Origin of the sequence: Enterobacter cloacae complex sp. 2024EL-00227, assembly GCF_043945315.1 — a bacterium.
GTDB lineage: Bacteria > Pseudomonadota > Gammaproteobacteria > Enterobacterales > Enterobacteriaceae > Enterobacter > Enterobacter roggenkampii.
This window is the reverse complement of sequence record NZ_JBIMQP010000015.1, coordinates 1-17,103: the sequence shown is the minus strand read 5'-3', so window position 1 is coordinate 17,103 and position 17,103 is coordinate 1. Positions and strand designations below refer to the sequence as shown.

The window sequence follows — 17,103 nt, the reverse complement described above, 5'->3', positions numbered from 1 at the left end:
AGCATTCTACACTACATCTCCGCTACCTGGAAATGGACTTAGCGCCAGGTATAGCGTGAAGAAAGGACGTTTTCTGTTTTAAGACGTAAAAATGACAAAGCCCGATGAATCACCGGGCCTCAGAAGAGAGCGTCTCAACGCGAAGCTGGTCTGGCGCCAGCCCAACGCTGAGAATGACAGGCTGCCACTCCTCGCGCGCGGCAAGCGTCGGGGAGAGGCCTTTGGCAAGCCAGAATCCCCCCAGACCACCTAATGCGGCACCGCACATGGCGGCACCGTCGGTGCCAAACAGCATCTGGAAAACGCCGCCCATGATAAACAGCCCGAGCAGCGGAGAGAGGTAGACCAGCATGGCGGAGCTGAGCAGACTGCCTTCCGCGATGCCGAGTTCAACTTTCTGCCCGGCCATCAGCGGCTGTTCGCTCGGCACAGAAATCGTGTGCGAGGTTTGCGGCCCGAGCTTATTCAGCACGCGGCTGCCGCAACCGGCTCGGGATGCGCAGCTATTGCATGAGGCTTTTACATCGCAACTCACCAGCGCAATGCCGTTTTGCCACGAGACTACCGTCGCCCATTCTTTGATCATTGTGCGGCCCTGAATTTAATGCTGTCGGAGATGCGCTTCGCCGTTTGCGGAGGAAGTTCCCCCACAATGGTGATCTCTGCATTATCGCGTACCGTTGTGCTCACCGTACGGCGCCCGGTACGCAGAATTTGTTCAGTGCTGTTTGCCGTTGCGCGATTGATATTCACCGAGAAGCTGAACAAACCATCGGAATAGAGGCGTGATTCCACCGGCGTTTCAATCGTTGGCAGCTGGCGACGGCTGCTGGACACTTCGCTAAATCCTTGCGGGATCCAGGCAGGTACCCAGTTGAAATTAACGGAATCGCCTGCCGGAACGGAAAGCAGCGGCGGCAGGCTGGCCTTAGCCAGATTCTGCATGCTGTTGCCAACCTGGTTATTCACGCTAAAGGAGATAACGCGGAACTGTTCCAGCGTTTCACCGTCACGGTCAAGCAGGTCTACACGCATGGGGAGTTTGGTTTCCGCGTCAATCCAGACAATATAGCTGTAGCGCGTTCCATCCCGGGCGACAACGCGGATCACCTCACACAGTCTGTCCGCAATACGCGTACGCCCTACCGAAATAAAATCGTAGTAAGGGGCAAGCCGTTTGAAGTCGGTGTAAATGAGTGACGGCAGGGAATCAACGATATAGTCGCCATTCAGCGTGAAAGGCTCCAGGCCGGGTTCGAAATAGCTGATTTCGTTACCACGCTGGACAACTTCCCGACGCGGGCCATCCATCTGTAAAAGCTGGGCGAGCGGCTGATTATCAAGACGGGCATGGCGATAGCGTAACGACTCGACGCCCTGCTTATTGATGCTGATAAATGCCAACTCGTAATTGAGTGACTGGCTGGCCAGATTCATTTGCTGCAACAACGCCCCGGATGATACATCAGCCGAGGCGTTGGCAGAGAAGAACAGGCTACCCGCCATCAGAGACATGGCGAACCAAAGTTGCTTCATTACTGCGATTGCGTTCCTAAAGTTTGGTTTCCGGGCACCTGCACAGCAGCTTGCTGTGTCTGCGCCTGCTCAAACTGAAGCTGTTCAGAGTGCAGACGACGCTGCAACTCGTAATCCTGCAACATCGCATTAATGCGACGGCGCTGCTCCTGAACCTGCTGTTGCTGGCCGCCGCTGGCGGAAGCATCAGCCGGTACGCCCAGGCTTACCGGGCTGGCTTTGCCCATCATCGGCAGTGTGTTAAACACTGGCGCTTCTGGCTGCTGATTAGTTTCAGACTGAGTATTATAGTGCTGGACGCCAACGATAACTGCAAGCGATACGCATGCAGCCACACCCATTTGGGTAAGCTGGCTGGCCCACGGACGCACCTTTTGCCAGAATGGCATTTTCTGCCACTGGTGAGGTGCGGGTTGAGCTTCAGGAATCAGCGGAGTGGTCTGATGAACAGGCTCATTCTCAATCGCCGCCATGACACGGGCTGAGATATCGAAATGGAGAACCTCGCCGGTGTCACCGCGAAGGGTGTCACGAATGAGATGGTAACTCTCCCAGGTCTCTTGCATTTCGGGAGAATGAGACAGCTCGTTGAGCAGCTCACTATCCACCGTTTCACCATCCATTAAAGCGGAAAGTTTTTCTTTCTGCATGCCTAATACCTTTTCCAGTATCCCGCTATCGTCAACGCCTGATAAGCGGTTGAACTTTATTATCAATAGCTTCTCGCGCACGGAAAATTCGTGAACGTACCGTGCCGACCGGACAATCCATGATAGCGGCTATCTCTTCATAGCTCAGACCATCCAGCTCCCGTAACGTAATTGCCATGCGTAAATCTTCCGGGAGCGACTCGATCGTGCGAAAAACGATTTGTCTCAGTTCTTCTGACAACATTAAGTTCTCAGGGTTCGAAATTTCTTTCAATGCGCCGCCACTTTCGAAGTTTTCGGCGTCGATTGCGTCCACATCACTAGAAGGCGGACGACGGCCCTGAGCGACCAGATAATTCTTTGCCGTATTGACCGCAATACGGTACAGCCAGGTATAAAAAGCACTATCTCCCCGGAACGAATCCAGCGCGCGATAGGCCTTAATAAAAGACTCTTGCACCACATCAGGCACATCACCTGACGGTACATAGCGGGAAACCAGGCTCGCCACCTTATGCTGGTAGCGCACCACCAGTAAGTTAAAGGCTTTCTGATCTCCCTTCTGGACCCGTTCAACCAGGACCTGGTCCGTTAACTGCTCGCTCATCCGAGGTAATGTCTCCCCAAACCTAAATTCCACGCGTTATCGAAACGCCACTCTAAAAATACCGCACTTTGAGCAAGCACCGAATTAGAGTGTCTGATCTTCAATAAGTTCCGTAACGCCTTTGTTTTTGTTCATCGCGCCGCAGACTGTTCATTTTCTCTCATTATAAGTCTGTTCACGATACGCACCACTTTCTGACAAGAAACATCTTTTTCCCGCCAGAAGAGTAACGCAACCCAGTCTTTATTTCATCACAAAATCTGACGCTAACGATCTGCTTCGCAAAATAATTTCACTCATTTACCCTCCGTTTACCTCCGCTTACGCGTTTAGCCATTGCAACACCCGTTAAAAAAAACGTGCGATAAATCGCATTCAGGTGCTATTCTGAGCCAACACTGTTTAGTAAATTAAACAACAATCATGAACACAACACCTGAACTCCATTGTGATGTACTGATCATCGGCAGCGGCGCTGCCGGTCTCTCTCTGGCGCTACGCCTGGCGGAGCATCAAAACGTTATCGTTCTGAGTAAAGGGCCGATAAGCGAGGGTTCCACGTTTTATGCCCAGGGCGGGATTGCCGCCGTGTTTGATGAGACAGACAGCATTGCCTCCCACGTCGACGATACGCTGATTGCCGGGGCCGGGATCGTGGATGCGCACGCCGCAGAGTTTGTCGCCAGCAATGCCCGCCATTGCGTGCAGTGGCTCATCGACCAGGGCGTCTTATTCGATACGCAGGTTCAACCCAACGGTGAAGAGAGCTACCACCTGACGCGCGAAGGCGGCCATAGCCACCGCCGCATCCTGCACGCAGCGGATGCCACCGGAAAAGAAGTGGAGACTACGCTGGTCGGCAAGGCGCTGAGCCATCCTAATATTCGGGTGCTTGAACGAAGCAATGCCGTTGATCTGATTATCTCCGACAAGATTGGCCTGCCGGGCACGCGTCGCGTGGTGGGCGCCTGGGTGTGGAACCGCAATAAAGAGAAGGTGGAAACCTGCCAGGCGAAGGCTGTGGTGCTGGCTACGGGCGGCGCCTCTAAAGTGTATCAGTACACCACGAACCCGGACATTGCCTCCGGAGACGGTATCGCGATGGCCTGGCGCGCCGGCTGCCGGGTGGCGAACCTTGAGTTCAATCAGTTTCACCCAACCGCCCTGTTCCATCCTCAGGCGCGCAACTTCCTGCTGACTGAAGCCCTGCGCGGCGAAGGCGCCTATCTGAAACGCCCTGACGGCACCCGCTTTATGCCGGACTTTGACGCCCGTGGAGAACTGGCCCCGCGCGATATCGTTGCCCGCGCCATCGACCATGAAATGAAGCGTCTTGGCGTGGACTGCATGTATCTTGATATCAGCCACAAGCCAGCAGAGTTTATTCGTCAGCACTTCCCGATGATTTACGAAAAACTGCTCAACCTTGGCATCGATTTAACCCGCGATCCGGTACCCATTGTGCCAGCCGCCCACTACACCTGCGGTGGGGTGATGGTTGACGATCATGGGCGTACCGATGTGGATGGTCTTTATGCTATTGGTGAGGTCAGCTATACCGGACTTCACGGCGCGAACCGTATGGCCTCTAACTCGCTGCTGGAGTGCCTGGTCTACGGCTGGTCTGCCGCAGAAGACATCACGAAACGCATGCCCTACGCCCGCGAAACAGAGCGCCTGCCTGCCTGGGATGAAAGCCGTGTGGAAAATCCGGACGAACTGGTCGTGATCCAGCATAACTGGCATGAGCTACGGTTGTTCATGTGGGATTACGTCGGGATTGTGCGCACCACGAAACGTCTTGAACGCGCGTTGCGCCGCATCACTATGCTGCAGCAGGAAATTGACGAGTATTATGCCAATTTCCGCGTATCGAATAATCTGCTGGAGCTGCGCAACCTGGTGCAGGTTGCCGAGCTAATCGTTCGCTGCGCGATGATGCGTAAAGAGAGCCGGGGGTTGCACTATACCCTGGACTACCCGGATCAGCTTGCTGAATCCGGCCCGTCGATCCTCGCCCCGCAGCTTTACATAAACAGATAAAACGCCTGGGTCAGGGCAGTGTAATCTTCGGAATAACGCTGGTCTGGCCCACGGATCACCATTCGATCGTTAAAGCATTCACCCTCTTTCGGCGAGAGCGCCAGCAGCACGCGGTGCGGCAGTCGGCCTTCGGTATCCGAAATATCGGTACGCAGACGCAACGTCCAGCCAATCTCCTGCGCGATACCGATGAACGTGTTGCCGGTACTCTCTGGCAGGACCACGCAGAAAAATCCTTCTTCGGAGATGAGTTCGGCCGCACTGGTGAGCAGCGCTTTATGATCGAGGGAACCGGTATAACGCGCCTGTTCACGCTCGGGTGTGCCGCACTCAACGCCGGGCTCGTAGTAGGGAGGGTTGCTGACGATCAGGTCGTAACGCGCGGTTTGTTCAGGCGCCCAGGCCAGCACATCCGCGCATTCCACTTTCATGCGGGCTGCCCAGGGGGATTCGGCCACATTTTCACTCGCCTGCTCTGCCGCCTGCGCGTCCAGTTCGACGGCATCAATGGTGACATGCTCTTCCGTGCGCTGCGCCAGCATCAATGCCACCAGCCCGCTGCCGGTGCCGATATCAAGAATACGTTTAACCCCTGCGACAGGCGCCCACGCTCCCAGTAAAATACCGTCTGTACCGACCTTCATGGCACAGCGATCGTGAGCGACAAAAAATTGTTTAAACGTAAAACCATCGCGGCGCAGTTGCGCTTTGAGTTGAGACATGTCGGGGCAACCTTCTTAGTGAAACTGGAGTAGCATAGGGGAAAGCGAAGTGGCCGAAAAGCGATATCCATACAAACAGATGAAGATTACAGCCGTAACGTCTATAATCAGCGCCCCACACAGAGGTAGAACATGACTGTAACGACTTTTTCCGAACTTGAACTCGATGAAAGCCTGCTCAATGCACTTGAGAGCAAAGGCTTCACACGCCCGACCGCCATTCAGGCAGCGGCCATTCCGCCTGCGCTTGAGGGCCGCGATGTGCTCGGTTCTGCGCCAACCGGTACGGGGAAGACTGCAGCCTATTTGCTGCCTGTGTTGCAGCATCTGCTCGACTTCCCACGCAAAAAATCTGGCCCGCCGCGTATTTTAATCCTGACGCCGACGCGCGAACTGGCCATGCAGGTGGCCGATCACGCGCGTGAACTCGCGGCAAATACCCATCTGGATATCGCCACCATCACCGGCGGCGTTGCGTATATGAACCACGCCGAAGTGTTCAGCGAAAACCAGGACATCGTCGTTGCGACGACGGGCCGCCTGCTGCAGTACATTAAAGAAGAAAACTTCGACTGCCGCGCGGTTGAAACGCTGATCCTCGACGAAGCCGACCGCATGCTGGACATGGGCTTCGCACAGGATATCGAGCATATTGCGGGTGAAACGCGCTGGCGTAACCAGACCATGCTGTTCTCTGCCACCCTTGAAGGGGAAGCGATTAAAGACTTCGCAGAGCGTCTGCTGGAAGATCCGGTGGAAGTATCAGCCACGCCGTCTACCCGTGAGCGTAAGAAGATCCACCAGTGGTACTACCGCGCAGACAACCTTGAGCACAAGGTCGAATTGCTGAAACACCTGCTGAAGCAGGAAGATGCGCTGCGCACAATCGTGTTTGTGCGTAAGCGCGAGCGCGTGCACGAGCTGGCAGAGATGCTGCGTAACGCCGGGATCAACAACTGCTATCTCGAAGGCGAGATGGCGCAGATCAAGCGTACCGAAGGCATTAAGCGTCTGACCGACGGTCGCGTTAACGTGCTGGTTGCCACAGACGTGGCCGCTCGCGGGATCGACATTCCGGACGTCAGCCACGTCATTAACTTCGATATGCCGCGCAGCGGCGATACCTATCTGCACCGTATTGGCCGTACCGGCCGCGCGGGCCGCAAAGGTATTGCGATTTCACTGGTCGAAGCGCATGATTACCTGCTGCTGCAGAAAATTGGCCGCTATGTTGATGAGCCGCTGAAAGCGCGGGTTATTGATGGCTTGCGCCCAACCACACGTGCGCCGAGTGAAAAAATGACGGGTAAACCGTCCAAGAAAGCGCTTGCGAAACGTGCTGAGAGAAAAGAGAAAGAAAAAGAGAAACCGCGCGTGAAGCAGCGTCACCGCGATACCAAAAATATTGGTAAACGCCGTAAGCCAAGCTCTGCCGCATCAGAGACAAAAACAGAAGAGTAAAAAAAGCCGGGGACAATCCCCGGCTTTTTTATTCACCCCCGTAGCTGAAGCCTTACAGGCTTTCAGTAAAGGTACGCGCGATAACGTCGCGCTGCTGTTCTGGGGTCAGAGAGTTGAAGCGTACCGCATAGCCGGACACGCGAATGGTCAGCTGCGGGTATTTTTCTGGATGCTCAACCGCGTCCATCAGCGTTTCGCGGCGCAGTACGTTTACGTTCAGGTGCTGACCACCTTCCACGCGCACTTCTGGCTTCACTTCCATTGGAATTTCACGGTACTCGATTTCGCCCAGTTTGCTCACCGGCACGATTTCATCTTCAGCAAAACCCGCTTTCGCGACGACACAGCGCGCTTCGTTTTTCTCGCTGTCCAGCAGCCAGAAAGAGTTGAGCAGATCGTCATTTGCAGCTTTAGTAATCTGGATACCTGTAATCATGTGTTGCCTCCCTTAGGCTACATTAACTGATGTCGGCCTCTCGCGGCCAATTGGTAAAACCATTGTTTCTTGTGTGTATATATATCATTCACACCCCGGTGATTTATTGATTTAAATCAACAAAAACACCAACCACATAAAGAGTGTGGTTTGAATTTATTGCTTTAGATCAATTTTATAACCTTACCAATTCAATTTATCCTGCACATTTTCAACATAAATTTAGCTACTTAGCGCACATTTCGGCCTGGAATTTTGCTCACCGGGCTTTAGCAGGTAAGCTAGTCAGAGATTGAGATTCGCAGGAGAGCGAGATGACGACACCTTTAACCTGGCACGACGTGCTGGCAGAAGAAAAGCAGCAGCCCTATTTTATCCATACGCTCAACACCGTTGCGGCTGAGCGTCAGTCTGGACAGACGATTTACCCACCGCAGAAAGATGTGTTCAACGCCTTTCGCTACACCGAACTGAGTGATGTGAAAGTGGTCATTCTGGGCCAGGATCCCTATCACGGTCCGGGCCAGGCGCATGGGCTGGCATTTTCCGTACGTCCGGGCGTGGCGATCCCCCCTTCTCTGCTCAATATGTATAAAGAGCTTGAAGGAACCGTGCCCGGGTTTACCCGACCAAACCACGGCTACCTGGAAAGCTGGGCGCGCCAGGGCGTGCTGTTATTGAACACTGTACTCACCGTGCGGGCCGGCCAGGCGCACTCGCATGCCAGCCTGGGCTGGGAGACGTTCACCGATAAAGTCATCAGCCTGATCAACGAACACCGTGAAGGGGTCGTGTTTTTACTCTGGGGATCGCATGCGCAGAAGAAAGGGGCGATTATTGACCGCCAGCGTCATCACGTGTTGAAAGCGCCGCACCCGTCACCGCTGTCTGCACATCGCGGTTTCTTTGGCAGTAATCATTTTGTTCTGGCGAACGAATGGCTGGAAAAACGTGGCGAAACGCCAATTGACTGGATGCCTGTGTTACCGGCAGAGAGCGAGTAGTATTTGAATGTGCCGGGTCAGGCCCGGCACATGAAGAGGCTTATGCCTTATTCTGACGCCACCATTCGGCCAGCAGTACGCCGGTTGCAACGGATACGTTCAGACTTTCCACATTGCCTGTCCCATCGATTGAGACGCTCAGATCCGCACTGGAGAGCGCCGCATCAGACAGACCATCGCGTTCCTGACCCAGCACCAGCACCATCTTGCGTGGCAGCGTCGCTTTAAACAGCGGCGTACCGGCATGGCTCGAGGTGGTCACGATGGAATAACCCGCTTTACGGAACTGCTCAAGGGCATCCAGCACGCTATCGCCGGTGATCGGCTGTACGTGCTCGGCTCCGCCTTCCGCAGTACGGATCGCAGCGCCGGATTCCAGCAGCGCGGCATCCTGCAGCAGCACGCCTTTCACGCCAAAGTGCGCGCAGCTACGCATCATTGCGCCCAGGTTATGCGGGTTGCCCACATCTTCCAGCGCCAGCACGCAGTCATCGGCATCCGCCTGACTGACCCACTGCTGAACGGTCGTTCCGTTACGTTTTTTGATCAGGAAGCAGACGCCGCCGTGGTGTTCGGTACCGGATGCTTTGGTCAGCTCGGCATCATCAACCACGTGGTAGGCTTTGCGGTTTGCCGCCATCCAGCGCAGCGCTTCTTTAAAGCGCGGGGTTACGCTCTGAATAAACCAGGCGCGGACGATACATTCAGGACGGCTCTGGAACAGCGCCTGGCAGGCGTTCTCGCCATACACGCGGGTCTCTTCCGCACGCTGACGGCGCAGCACTTCCGGGTCGATAAAGCTTTTACCGCTGATACCGCCGTGATCGGCCTTTTCTGGCGTTTCGTCGCCAGGGGCACGAGAAACGGTGCGCCACGGGGAGGCGTTATCACGTGAGAAGTCATCCCGCGGACGGTCATCGCGTTTGCGATCGTCACGCTTGCGGTCATCACGTTTGCGGTCATCACCGCGGTTGTTTCTGTCATCGCGGGCGGGGCGACGGCCACCGTCTGCACGAGAAGACGCCGGACGCCCGCCACCTTTTCCGGTACGCGGATTTTGGGTGCGTTTATCAGAGTCATCATCACTGCGGACATACATCACTTTGACCTTGCCGCTTTTGTTTTTCATTTCGTCGTTCATGCTTTTCTCCACCAGCGCTGCGCGAAGCGCGCAGATTACCCGATGTGCCAGCGCATAGCCATAATTTCGTACAAAAGCCTGTGACTATTGTTCTCATTGAATAAAACGCATTGTTGTTTCAAACAGGCTCATTGATAATATGTAACATATTAGAAACATTATCGGCGTATTGCCGCTGTCCCACGGCTCTATCAGAGGTTAGTTATGAATACCGTATGTGCCAACTGTCAGGCTCTTAACCGCATTCCGGACGATCGGATTGAAGATGGTGCGAAATGCGGACGTTGTGGCCATGAATTGTTTGATGGCGATGTCATTAACGCGACGGGTGCTACGCTGGACAAACTCCTCAAGGACGATCTGCCTGTCGTAGTGGATTTCTGGGCGCCCTGGTGCGGCCCATGCCGAAGCTTCGCGCCAATCTTCGAAGACGTGGCCGAAGAACGCAGCGGGAAAATACGTTTCGTTAAGGTCAATACTGAAGCTGAACCTGAACTGAGCGCCCGTTTTCGCATTCGCAGCATCCCGACGATTATGATTTTCAAAAAGGGTGAAGTGGTCGACATGCTCAACGGTGCGGTGCCTAAAGCCCCGTTTGATAGCTGGCTTAACGAATCACTGTAACATTCACGGGGCACATCTTGTGCCCCGTTCCCGCCTCTGCGAAAATAGGGTTTTTCCTGCATTTCGCCCATGACTGATAACGCTGTTCTTCAATTACGCGCCGAACGCCTTGCGCGCGCCACCCGTCCGTTTCTCGCGCGCGGAAACCGTATTCGCCGCTGCCAGCGTTGCCTGCTGCCGCTGAAGGTTTGCCTGTGCGAGACGCTGGCCCCGAGTTCGGCACAGAGCCGTTTTTGTCTGGTCATGTTTGATACCGAGCCGATGAAGCCCAGCAATACCGGTCGCCTGATTGCCGATATTCTGCCGGATACCGCGGCGTTTCAGTGGTCCCGCACGGAGCCCCCTCAGGCCCTGCTCGACTTAGTGGCAAGCCCGGACTATCAGCCGATGGTCGTTTTCCCTGCGTCATATGCAGGTGTCGATCGCCAGGTGCTTTCGACGCCGCCATCCGGTAAACCGCCGTTGTTTATTATGCTGGACGGCACCTGGACCGAAGCGCGAAAAATGTTTCGCAAAAGCCCGTATCTCGACGCACTGCCGGTGATTTCTGTCGATCTTTCCCGCGTCTCCGCCTACCGCCTGCGTGAAGCGCATGCTGACGGGCAATACTGCACCGCCGAAGTGGCCATTGCGCTTCTGGATCTGGCGGGTGATACCGCTGCGGCTGGCGCCCTGGGCAACCATTTCTCCTGTTTCCGGGAACGCTATCTGGCGGGAAAAACCGTTCATAAGGGCAGCGTCACAGCAGCCGAGACGGAAAGCGTTTAAAATCATCAGGTCGCTTGCATTCACAGGAGGCCTGCATGAGCCAGCGAGGGTTAGAAGCGCTACTTCGTCCTAAATCCATTGCCGTCATCGGCGCATCAATGAAACCGGATCGTGCTGGCTATCTGATGATGCGCAACCTGCTGGCCGGAGGATTTAATGGGCCCGTCATGCCCGTCACGCCCGCGTATAAGGCAGTTCAGGGAGTGCTTGCATGGCCTGATGTACAGAGCCTGCCTTTCGTACCGGATCTGGCCGTACTTTGTACAAACGCGAAACGGAACCCGGAACTGCTGGAATCACTCGGCAAGAAAGGCTGTAAAACCTGCATTATTCTCTCGTCTCCGCCTGAACAGAAAGCCGAGCTTCTGGCCTGCGCCAGCCGCTATCAAATGCGCATTCTGGGGCCAAACAGTCTGGGCCTGCTCGCCCCCTGGCAGGGCTTAAATGCCAGTTTCTCTCCGGTTCCGATCCGCAAAGGCAAGCTCGCGTTTATCTCGCAGTCGGCAGCGGTATCGAACACTATCCTCGACTGGGCGCAGCAGCGTGAAATGGGATTCTCCTACTTCATTGCTCTCGGCGACAGTCTGGATATCGACGTTGATGAGCTGCTGGATTTTCTGGCACGCGACGGTAAAACCAGTGCGATCCTGCTTTATCTTGAGCACCTCAGCGACGCGCGTCGTTTTGTCTCGGCGTCGCGAAGCGCGTCGCGCAATAAGCCGATCCTGGTAATCAAAAGCGGGCGCAGCCCTGCGGCTCAGCGTCTGCTGCAGTCGCATTCCGGCATGGATCCCGCCTGGGACGCCGCTATTCAGCGCGCGGGTTTGCTGCGGGTACAGGATACGCACGAGCTTTTTTCCGCCGTTGAGACGTTAAGCCATATGCGCCCGTTGCGCGGCGAGAAGTTAATGATTGTCAGTAACGGCGCCGCCCCTGCCGCACTCGCGCTGGATGAGCTGTGGCGGCGCTTCGGCAAGCTGGCCACGCTGAGTGAAGAGACGCTGCAGCTCCTGAAAGATGCGCTTCCGACCAGCGTGACGCCCGGCAATCCGCTTGATTTACGCGATGATGCCAGCAGCGAGCGCTATATCAAGGCCATTTCCATTTTGCTAGATAGCCAGGATTTCGATGCGCTGATGATTATCCACTCCCCCAGCGCGGTCGCGCCGGGCAGCGAAAGCGCGCGCGCGCTCATTGAGGCCGTGCGCAACCATCCGCGAGGCAAATATGTCACCCTGCTCACCAACTGGTGCGGTGAGTTTTCTTCGCAGGAGGCGCGACGCCTGTTCAGCGAAGCCGGACTGCCAACCTACCGCACGCCGGAAGGCACCATAACCGCGTTTATGCATATGGTGGAATATCGCCGCAACCAGAAACAGCTCCGCGAGACGCCGGCGTTGCCCGGGAATTTGACGGCCAATACCGTTGACGTTCACCGGCTGTTGCAGCAGGCGATTGAAGAAGGCGCGACGTCGCTGGATACGCATGAGGTCCAGCCCATTCTGGGCAGCTACGGGATGCAGACCCTGCCGACCTGGATCGCCAGCGACAGCGCTGAGGCCGTGCATATTGCCGAGCAGATTGGCTATCCGGTTGCCCTGAAGCTGCGTTCGCCGGATATCCCGCATAAGTCTGACGTTCAGGGGGTGATGCTCTACCTGCGGACGGCGGCAGAGGTGCAGCAGGCAGCCGATGCCATCTTCGATCGGGTCAAAATGGCCTGGCCGCAGGCAAGGATCCACGGCTTGCTGGTGCAAAGCATGGCTAACCGCGCAGGCGCTCAGGAGTTACGCGTGGTGGTCGAACACGATCCCGTTTTCGGCCCGCTCATCATGCTGGGTGAAGGCGGCGTGGAGTGGCGCCCGGAGGAGCAGGCCGTGGTGGCGTTACCGCCGCTGAACATGAACCTGGCGCGTTATCTGATCATCCAGGCGATTAAAAGCAAAAAGATCCGCGGCCGGAGCGCGCTGCGTCCGCTTGATATTGCCGGGCTAAGTCAGTTCCTGGTACAGGTCTCTAACCTGATTGTGGATTGTGCCGAGATCCAGCGGCTGGACATTCATCCGCTGCTCGCCTCCGGCAATGAGTTTACGGCGCTGGACGTGACCCTGGATATCGCGCCATTCGAAGGAGACAGCGAGAGCCGTCTGGCGATCCGCCCGTACCCTCTGCAGCTAGAGGAGTGGGTTGAGATGAAAAATGGGGAACGCGCCTTGTTCCGCCCTATTCTGCCGGAAGATGAGCCCCAGCTGCGGGCCTTTATCTCTCAGGTCACGAAAGAGGATCTTTATTATCGCTATTTTAGCGAAATCAACGAATTTACCCACGATGATTTAGCCAATATGACCCAGATCGACTACGATCGAGAAATGGCGTTTGTTGCCGTTCGTCGCGCCGATAAGGGTGATGAGATCCTCGGCGTCACGCGTGCGATTTCTGACCCGGATAACGTCGATGCGGAGTTTGCCGTGCTGGTGCGCTCCGATCTTAAAGGTCTGGGCCTGGGAAGACGACTGCTGGAAAAACTCATCAGTTATACGCGAGATCACGGATTGTTACGCCTTAATGGCATTACTATGCCTAACAATCGCGGTATGGTGACCCTGGCGCGAAAACTTGGGTTTGACGTTGATATTCAGCTGGACGAAGGTATTGTTGCCTTATCCCTCAGTCTGACATCAGCAGACAAACGCGAGTAAGCTACTGGAAATGTTACCCACTTTGGACGGGACTGGTGGTATCATTGTCCGCTTATGTTGTTTGCATAGTACAGACAACCCTTCAATGAACAGAGAAGAAACGCACTGTGATGTTGTCAAAATTTAAGCGTAATAAACATCAACAACACCTTGCTCAACTACCGAAGATTTCTCAGTCAGTTGATGATGTAGAGTTCTTTTACGCTCCCGCTCATTTTCGGGAGACGCTTCTGGAAAAGATAGCCAGCGCCACGCGACGCATTTGCATTGTGGCACTGTATCTTGAACAGGATGAAGGCGGGCGCGCGATCCTGAACGCGCTCTATGAAGCCAAACGTCAGCGTCCGGAACTGGATGTTCGCGTGCTGGTAGACTGGCATCGCGCTCAGCGTGGACGTATTGGCGCTGCCGCATCAAACACCAATGCTGACTGGTATTGCCGCACGGCGCAGGAAAATCCTGGCGTTGACGTGCCTGTTTATGGCGTCCCGGTGAATACCCGTGAAGCGCTCGGCGTTCTTCATTTCAAGGGGTTCATCATTGATGACAGCGTGCTTTACAGCGGCGCCAGCCTTAATGATGTCTACCTTCATCAGCTCGATAAATATCGCTATGACCGCTACCATCTGATCCGTAATCCGCAGATGGCCGATATCATGTTCAACTGGGTTGATAAAAATCTGGTTCATGGCCGTGGCGTTAATCGTCTTGACGATCCCGAGCGTCCGAAAAGCCCGGAGATCAAAAACGATGTTCGCGCCTTCCGCCAGGAGCTGCGCGATGCGGTCTATCATTTCCAAGGCGATGCGAACAACGAAGAGTTATCCGTTACCCCGCTGGTAGGGCTCGGCAAATCAAGCCTGCTGAACAAAACGATTTTCCATCTGATGCCGTGCGCGGAGCAGAAACTGACTATCTGCACGCCGTATTTCAACCTTCCTGCCGTGCTGGTGCGTAATATCATTCAGCTGCTGCGCGAGGGTAAAAAAGTGGAAATCATCGTGGGTGATAAAACGGCAAATGACTTCTTCATTCCCGAAGATCAGCCGTTCAAAATCATTGGTGCGCTGCCTTATCTCTATGAGATTAACCTGCGTCGTTTCCTGAGCCGCTTACAGTATTACGTCAACACTGACCAGCTGGTTGTGCGTCTCTGGAAAGATGAAGACAATAGTTACCATCTCAAAGGCATGTGGGTCGACGATGAGTGGATGCTGCTGACAGGTAACAACCTGAACCCGCGCGCATGGCGACTGGATCTGGAAAACGCTATCCTGATTCATGACCCGCAGCATGAGTTAGCCGCCCAACGTGAACGCGAGCTGGAGCTGATTCGCACCCATACGACCGTCGTGAATCACTACCGCGAACTGCAGAGCATTGCCGATTATCCGGTAAAAGTTCGCAAGCTTATTCGCCGCTTACGTCGTATCCGTATCGACCGACTTATCAGCCGTATTCTGTAATATCCAGGCCCTGTCACCCGCAGGGCTTTTTTATGGAGCCCGTTGATGCGTATTCCTCTGGTACTGAGTGTGCTCTTCCTGAGTGGCTGTAGCCATATGGCTAACGATAGCTGGTCCGGACAGGACAAAGCACAGCATTTCCTCGCTTCCGCGATGTTGTCCGCAGCCGGTAATGAATATGTCCAGCACCAGGGATACAGCCGGGATCGTAGCGCGGCGATCGGGTTAATGTTCTCAGTAGGTCTTGGGGCATCAAAAGAACTGTGGGATAGCCGCCCCGCAGGGAGCGGCTGGAGCTGGAAAGATTTCGCCTGGGATGTCGCCGGCGCAACGACCGGCTATGCCGTATGGCAGATGGCGCGCTATTAAAGTCGAATGCCTTTCCCTTTGCGATGCAGCATCAGGGAGACAACAAACGCCAGTGCCCCCATTCCCGTTACGTACCAGAAGAATGTCGTTTCGCTTCCCCATGATTTAAGCGACAGCGCGACGTACTCCGCCGATCCGCCAAACACCGCGTTGGCTACCGCATAAGAGAGCCCTACCCCTAACGCACGTACCTGCGCCGGGAACATCTCGGCTTTCAATATCCCACTGATGGAGGTATAGAAACTGACAATCACCATCGCCACCATCACCAGCGCAAAGGCGGCATACGGTGAAGAGACATGCTGAAGCGCTGTCAGAATGGGAACGGTACATAATGCCGATAATCCGCCAAAAATGAGCATTGAGGTACGTCGGCCAATTTTGTCCGAGAGCGCACCGACGATCGGCTGTATGAGCATAAAGACAAACAGCGCCGCGGTCATGACCACACTGGCGACGTTTGCGTGCATGCCGGTGGTATTCACCAGGTACTTTTGCATATAGGTGGTGAAAGTATAAAAACTGAGAGAGCCGCCCGCAGTGAAGCCCAGCACCATGAGGAAAGCTTTGCGGTTACGCCATAACCCTTTGAATGTTCCCGCCTCCTTCAGCATCCGGACCTCTTTCTGAGAGGTTTCATCTAACTGACGGCGTAGCCAAAGTGCGACAATCGCCAGCACTGCCCCCATTGCGAAAGGAATTCGCCATCCCCAGGCATGAAGTTGTTCGTCCGTCAAAATCTGCTGCAGGATCACCACCACTAGAATGGCCAGCAGTTGACCGCCAATCAGCGTGACGTACTGGAATGAGGCGTAAAAACCTTTACGGCCTTCCAGTGCAATTTCGCTCATGTAGGTCGCACTGGTACCGTATTCACCGCCCACCGATAATCCCTGAAATAAGCGTGCCAGCAAAAGTAGCGCCGGTGCCCAGGTGCCAATCGATTCATATCCCGGTAAGCAGGCGATCACCAGCGAGCCAAAGCACATCATACACACCGAGATCAGCATCGAGGCCTTACGCCCTCGACGATCCGCAATACGGCCGAACAGCCAGCCCCCGATGGGTCGCATTAAAAATCCTGCGGCAAAAACCCCAGCCGTTTGTAGCAGCTGTGTAGTGGTGTTGCCGGATGGGAAGAAAATATGTGCGAAGTAGAGTGAACAGAATGAGTAGACGTAAAAGTCGAACCATTCAACCAGATTCCCTGAAGAGGCGCTGATGATTGCCCATACCCTTCTTCGGGTATCACTGTGAGCCAGCGTCCCGTGTGATGTCATGCTTTCTGTCATTGTGATTATTCTCCTGCCATAAACTGCGGCGTATTGAGCCAGAAGGCTCAATAACTTCGTAAATGAAATGTTATAATTTTGTTATAAATAACATTGCGACAGGGATCACACATTCCATTAGCAGGATAAGGGATTAAGAGAAAGGCCAGGATGGAGATAAAAGCAAAAAACCCCGCACCTTTCGGTACGGGGTTCTTCTAATTGATGCCTGGCAGTTCCCTACTCTCACATGGGGAGACCCCACACTACCATCGGCGCTACGGCGTTTCACTTCTGAGTTCGGCA

General features: G+C 54.8%; 17 protein-coding genes. 8 read left to right on the top strand and 9 right to left on the bottom strand.

Annotated features, from left to right (window positions below):
• Nucleotides 1-109: 109 nt before the first annotated feature.
• The 5 genes from rseC to rseD are packed head-to-tail and all read right to left on the bottom strand — an operon-like array spanning nucleotide 110 to nucleotide 2,873.
• Nucleotides 110-586: a SoxR-reducing system protein RseC gene (gene rseC, locus ACHH0Z_RS20890; RefSeq protein WP_008502184.1), complete on the bottom strand. Its 477-nt coding sequence runs from the start codon at nucleotides 584-586 to the stop codon at nucleotides 110-112.
• Nucleotides 583-1,536, bottom strand: a complete 954-nt coding sequence (gene rseB, locus ACHH0Z_RS20885; RefSeq protein WP_008502185.1) for a sigma-E factor regulatory protein RseB — start codon at nucleotides 1,534-1,536, stop codon at nucleotides 583-585. Before rseB ends, rseC begins: the two co-directional genes overlap by 4 nt.
• On the bottom strand, nucleotides 1,536-2,186 hold the full coding sequence (gene rseA / locus ACHH0Z_RS20880) for an anti-sigma-E factor RseA (protein ID WP_008502186.1): 651 nt from the start codon (nucleotides 2,184-2,186) through the stop codon (nucleotides 1,536-1,538). The genes rseB and rseA overlap by 1 nt, the downstream gene beginning before the upstream one ends.
• Before the next feature lie 31 nt (nucleotides 2,187-2,217).
• Entirely contained in the window at nucleotides 2,218-2,793 is a 576-nt protein-coding gene (gene rpoE, locus ACHH0Z_RS20875) for an RNA polymerase sigma factor RpoE (protein WP_006176728.1), read from the bottom strand.
• A complete protein-coding gene (gene rseD, locus ACHH0Z_RS20870) occupies nucleotides 2,790-2,873 on the bottom strand; it encodes a rpoE leader peptide RseD (protein ID WP_223605340.1) in 84 nt (27 codons plus the stop codon). Before rseD ends, rpoE begins: the two co-directional genes overlap by 4 nt.
• Before the next feature lie 343 nt (nucleotides 2,874-3,216).
• Here rseD and nadB point away from each other — a divergent pair, with 343 nt between their 5' ends.
• Nucleotides 3,217-4,836: an L-aspartate oxidase gene (nadB, locus tag ACHH0Z_RS20865; RefSeq protein WP_023294332.1), complete on the top strand. Its 1,620-nt coding sequence runs from the start codon at nucleotides 3,217-3,219 to the stop codon at nucleotides 4,834-4,836.
• Here nadB and ACHH0Z_RS20860 read toward each other — a convergent pair.
• On the bottom strand, nucleotides 4,821-5,558 hold the full coding sequence (locus ACHH0Z_RS20860; protein ID WP_045406026.1) for a tRNA1(Val) (adenine(37)-N6)-methyltransferase: 738 nt from the start codon (nucleotides 5,556-5,558) through the stop codon (nucleotides 4,821-4,823). The two genes, nadB and ACHH0Z_RS20860, sit on opposite strands and share 16 nt — an antisense overlap.
• A gap of 132 nt (nucleotides 5,559-5,690) precedes the next feature.
• Between ACHH0Z_RS20860 and srmB the strand changes: the two genes are divergently transcribed.
• Nucleotides 5,691-7,019 carry an ATP-dependent RNA helicase SrmB gene (srmB, locus tag ACHH0Z_RS20855; protein WP_008502189.1) on the top strand — a complete coding sequence of 443 codons (1,329 nt, stop codon included), beginning with the start codon at nucleotides 5,691-5,693 and terminating at the stop codon, nucleotides 7,017-7,019.
• 52 nt (nucleotides 7,020-7,071) lie between these two features.
• Here the strand turns inward: srmB and grcA are convergent, their stop codons facing one another.
• Entirely contained in the window at nucleotides 7,072-7,455 is a 384-nt protein-coding gene (gene grcA, locus ACHH0Z_RS20850) for an autonomous glycyl radical cofactor GrcA (RefSeq protein WP_008502190.1), read from the bottom strand.
• A 314-nt stretch (nucleotides 7,456-7,769) separates the two neighbouring features.
• Between grcA and ung the strand changes: the two genes are divergently transcribed.
• Nucleotides 7,770-8,459 carry a uracil-DNA glycosylase gene (gene ung / locus ACHH0Z_RS20845; RefSeq protein ID WP_045406024.1) on the top strand — a complete coding sequence of 230 codons (690 nt, stop codon included), beginning with the start codon at nucleotides 7,770-7,772 and terminating at the stop codon, nucleotides 8,457-8,459.
• A gap of 40 nt (nucleotides 8,460-8,499) precedes the next feature.
• On the opposite strand, the gene ACHH0Z_RS20840 is transcribed toward ung, so the two are convergent.
• Nucleotides 8,500-9,600, bottom strand: a complete 1,101-nt coding sequence (locus ACHH0Z_RS20840; protein WP_008502192.1) for a tRNA/rRNA methyltransferase — start codon at nucleotides 9,598-9,600, stop codon at nucleotides 8,500-8,502.
• Between the two features lie 204 nt (nucleotides 9,601-9,804).
• Here ACHH0Z_RS20840 and trxC point away from each other — a divergent pair, with 204 nt between their 5' ends.
• The 5 genes from trxC (at nucleotide 9,805) to ACHH0Z_RS20815 (ending at nucleotide 15,526) form a co-directional block, all read left to right on the top strand.
• Nucleotides 9,805-10,224 carry a thioredoxin TrxC gene (gene trxC, locus ACHH0Z_RS20835; protein ID WP_021241886.1) on the top strand — a complete coding sequence of 140 codons (420 nt, stop codon included), beginning with the start codon at nucleotides 9,805-9,807 and terminating at the stop codon, nucleotides 10,222-10,224.
• Nucleotides 10,225-10,293: 69 nt separating this feature from the next.
• Nucleotides 10,294-10,992, top strand: a complete 699-nt coding sequence (gene tapT, locus ACHH0Z_RS20830; protein ID WP_045406021.1) for a tRNA-uridine aminocarboxypropyltransferase — start codon at nucleotides 10,294-10,296, stop codon at nucleotides 10,990-10,992.
• 35 nt (nucleotides 10,993-11,027) lie between these two features.
• Nucleotides 11,028-13,691, top strand: a complete 2,664-nt coding sequence (gene pat / locus ACHH0Z_RS20825; RefSeq protein ID WP_045406019.1) for a protein lysine acetyltransferase — start codon at nucleotides 11,028-11,030, stop codon at nucleotides 13,689-13,691.
• Nucleotides 13,692-13,801: 110 nt separating this feature from the next.
• Complete coding sequence (gene pssA, locus ACHH0Z_RS20820; protein WP_023294337.1) at nucleotides 13,802-15,157, top strand: CDP-diacylglycerol--serine O-phosphatidyltransferase; 1,356 nt, start codon at nucleotides 13,802-13,804, stop codon at nucleotides 15,155-15,157.
• 45 nt (nucleotides 15,158-15,202) lie between these two features.
• Nucleotides 15,203-15,526: a YfiM family lipoprotein gene (locus ACHH0Z_RS20815; RefSeq protein ID WP_045406017.1), complete on the top strand. Its 324-nt coding sequence runs from the start codon at nucleotides 15,203-15,205 to the stop codon at nucleotides 15,524-15,526.
• On the opposite strand, the gene ACHH0Z_RS20810 is transcribed toward ACHH0Z_RS20815, so the two are convergent.
• The gene (locus ACHH0Z_RS20810) at nucleotides 15,523-16,818 is read right to left on the bottom strand and encodes an MFS transporter (protein WP_008502198.1); all 1,296 of its coding nucleotides are present in this window, start codon (nucleotides 16,816-16,818) and stop codon (nucleotides 15,523-15,525) included. The two genes, ACHH0Z_RS20815 and ACHH0Z_RS20810, sit on opposite strands and share 4 nt — an antisense overlap.
• Nucleotides 16,819-17,103 lie beyond the last annotated feature (285 nt).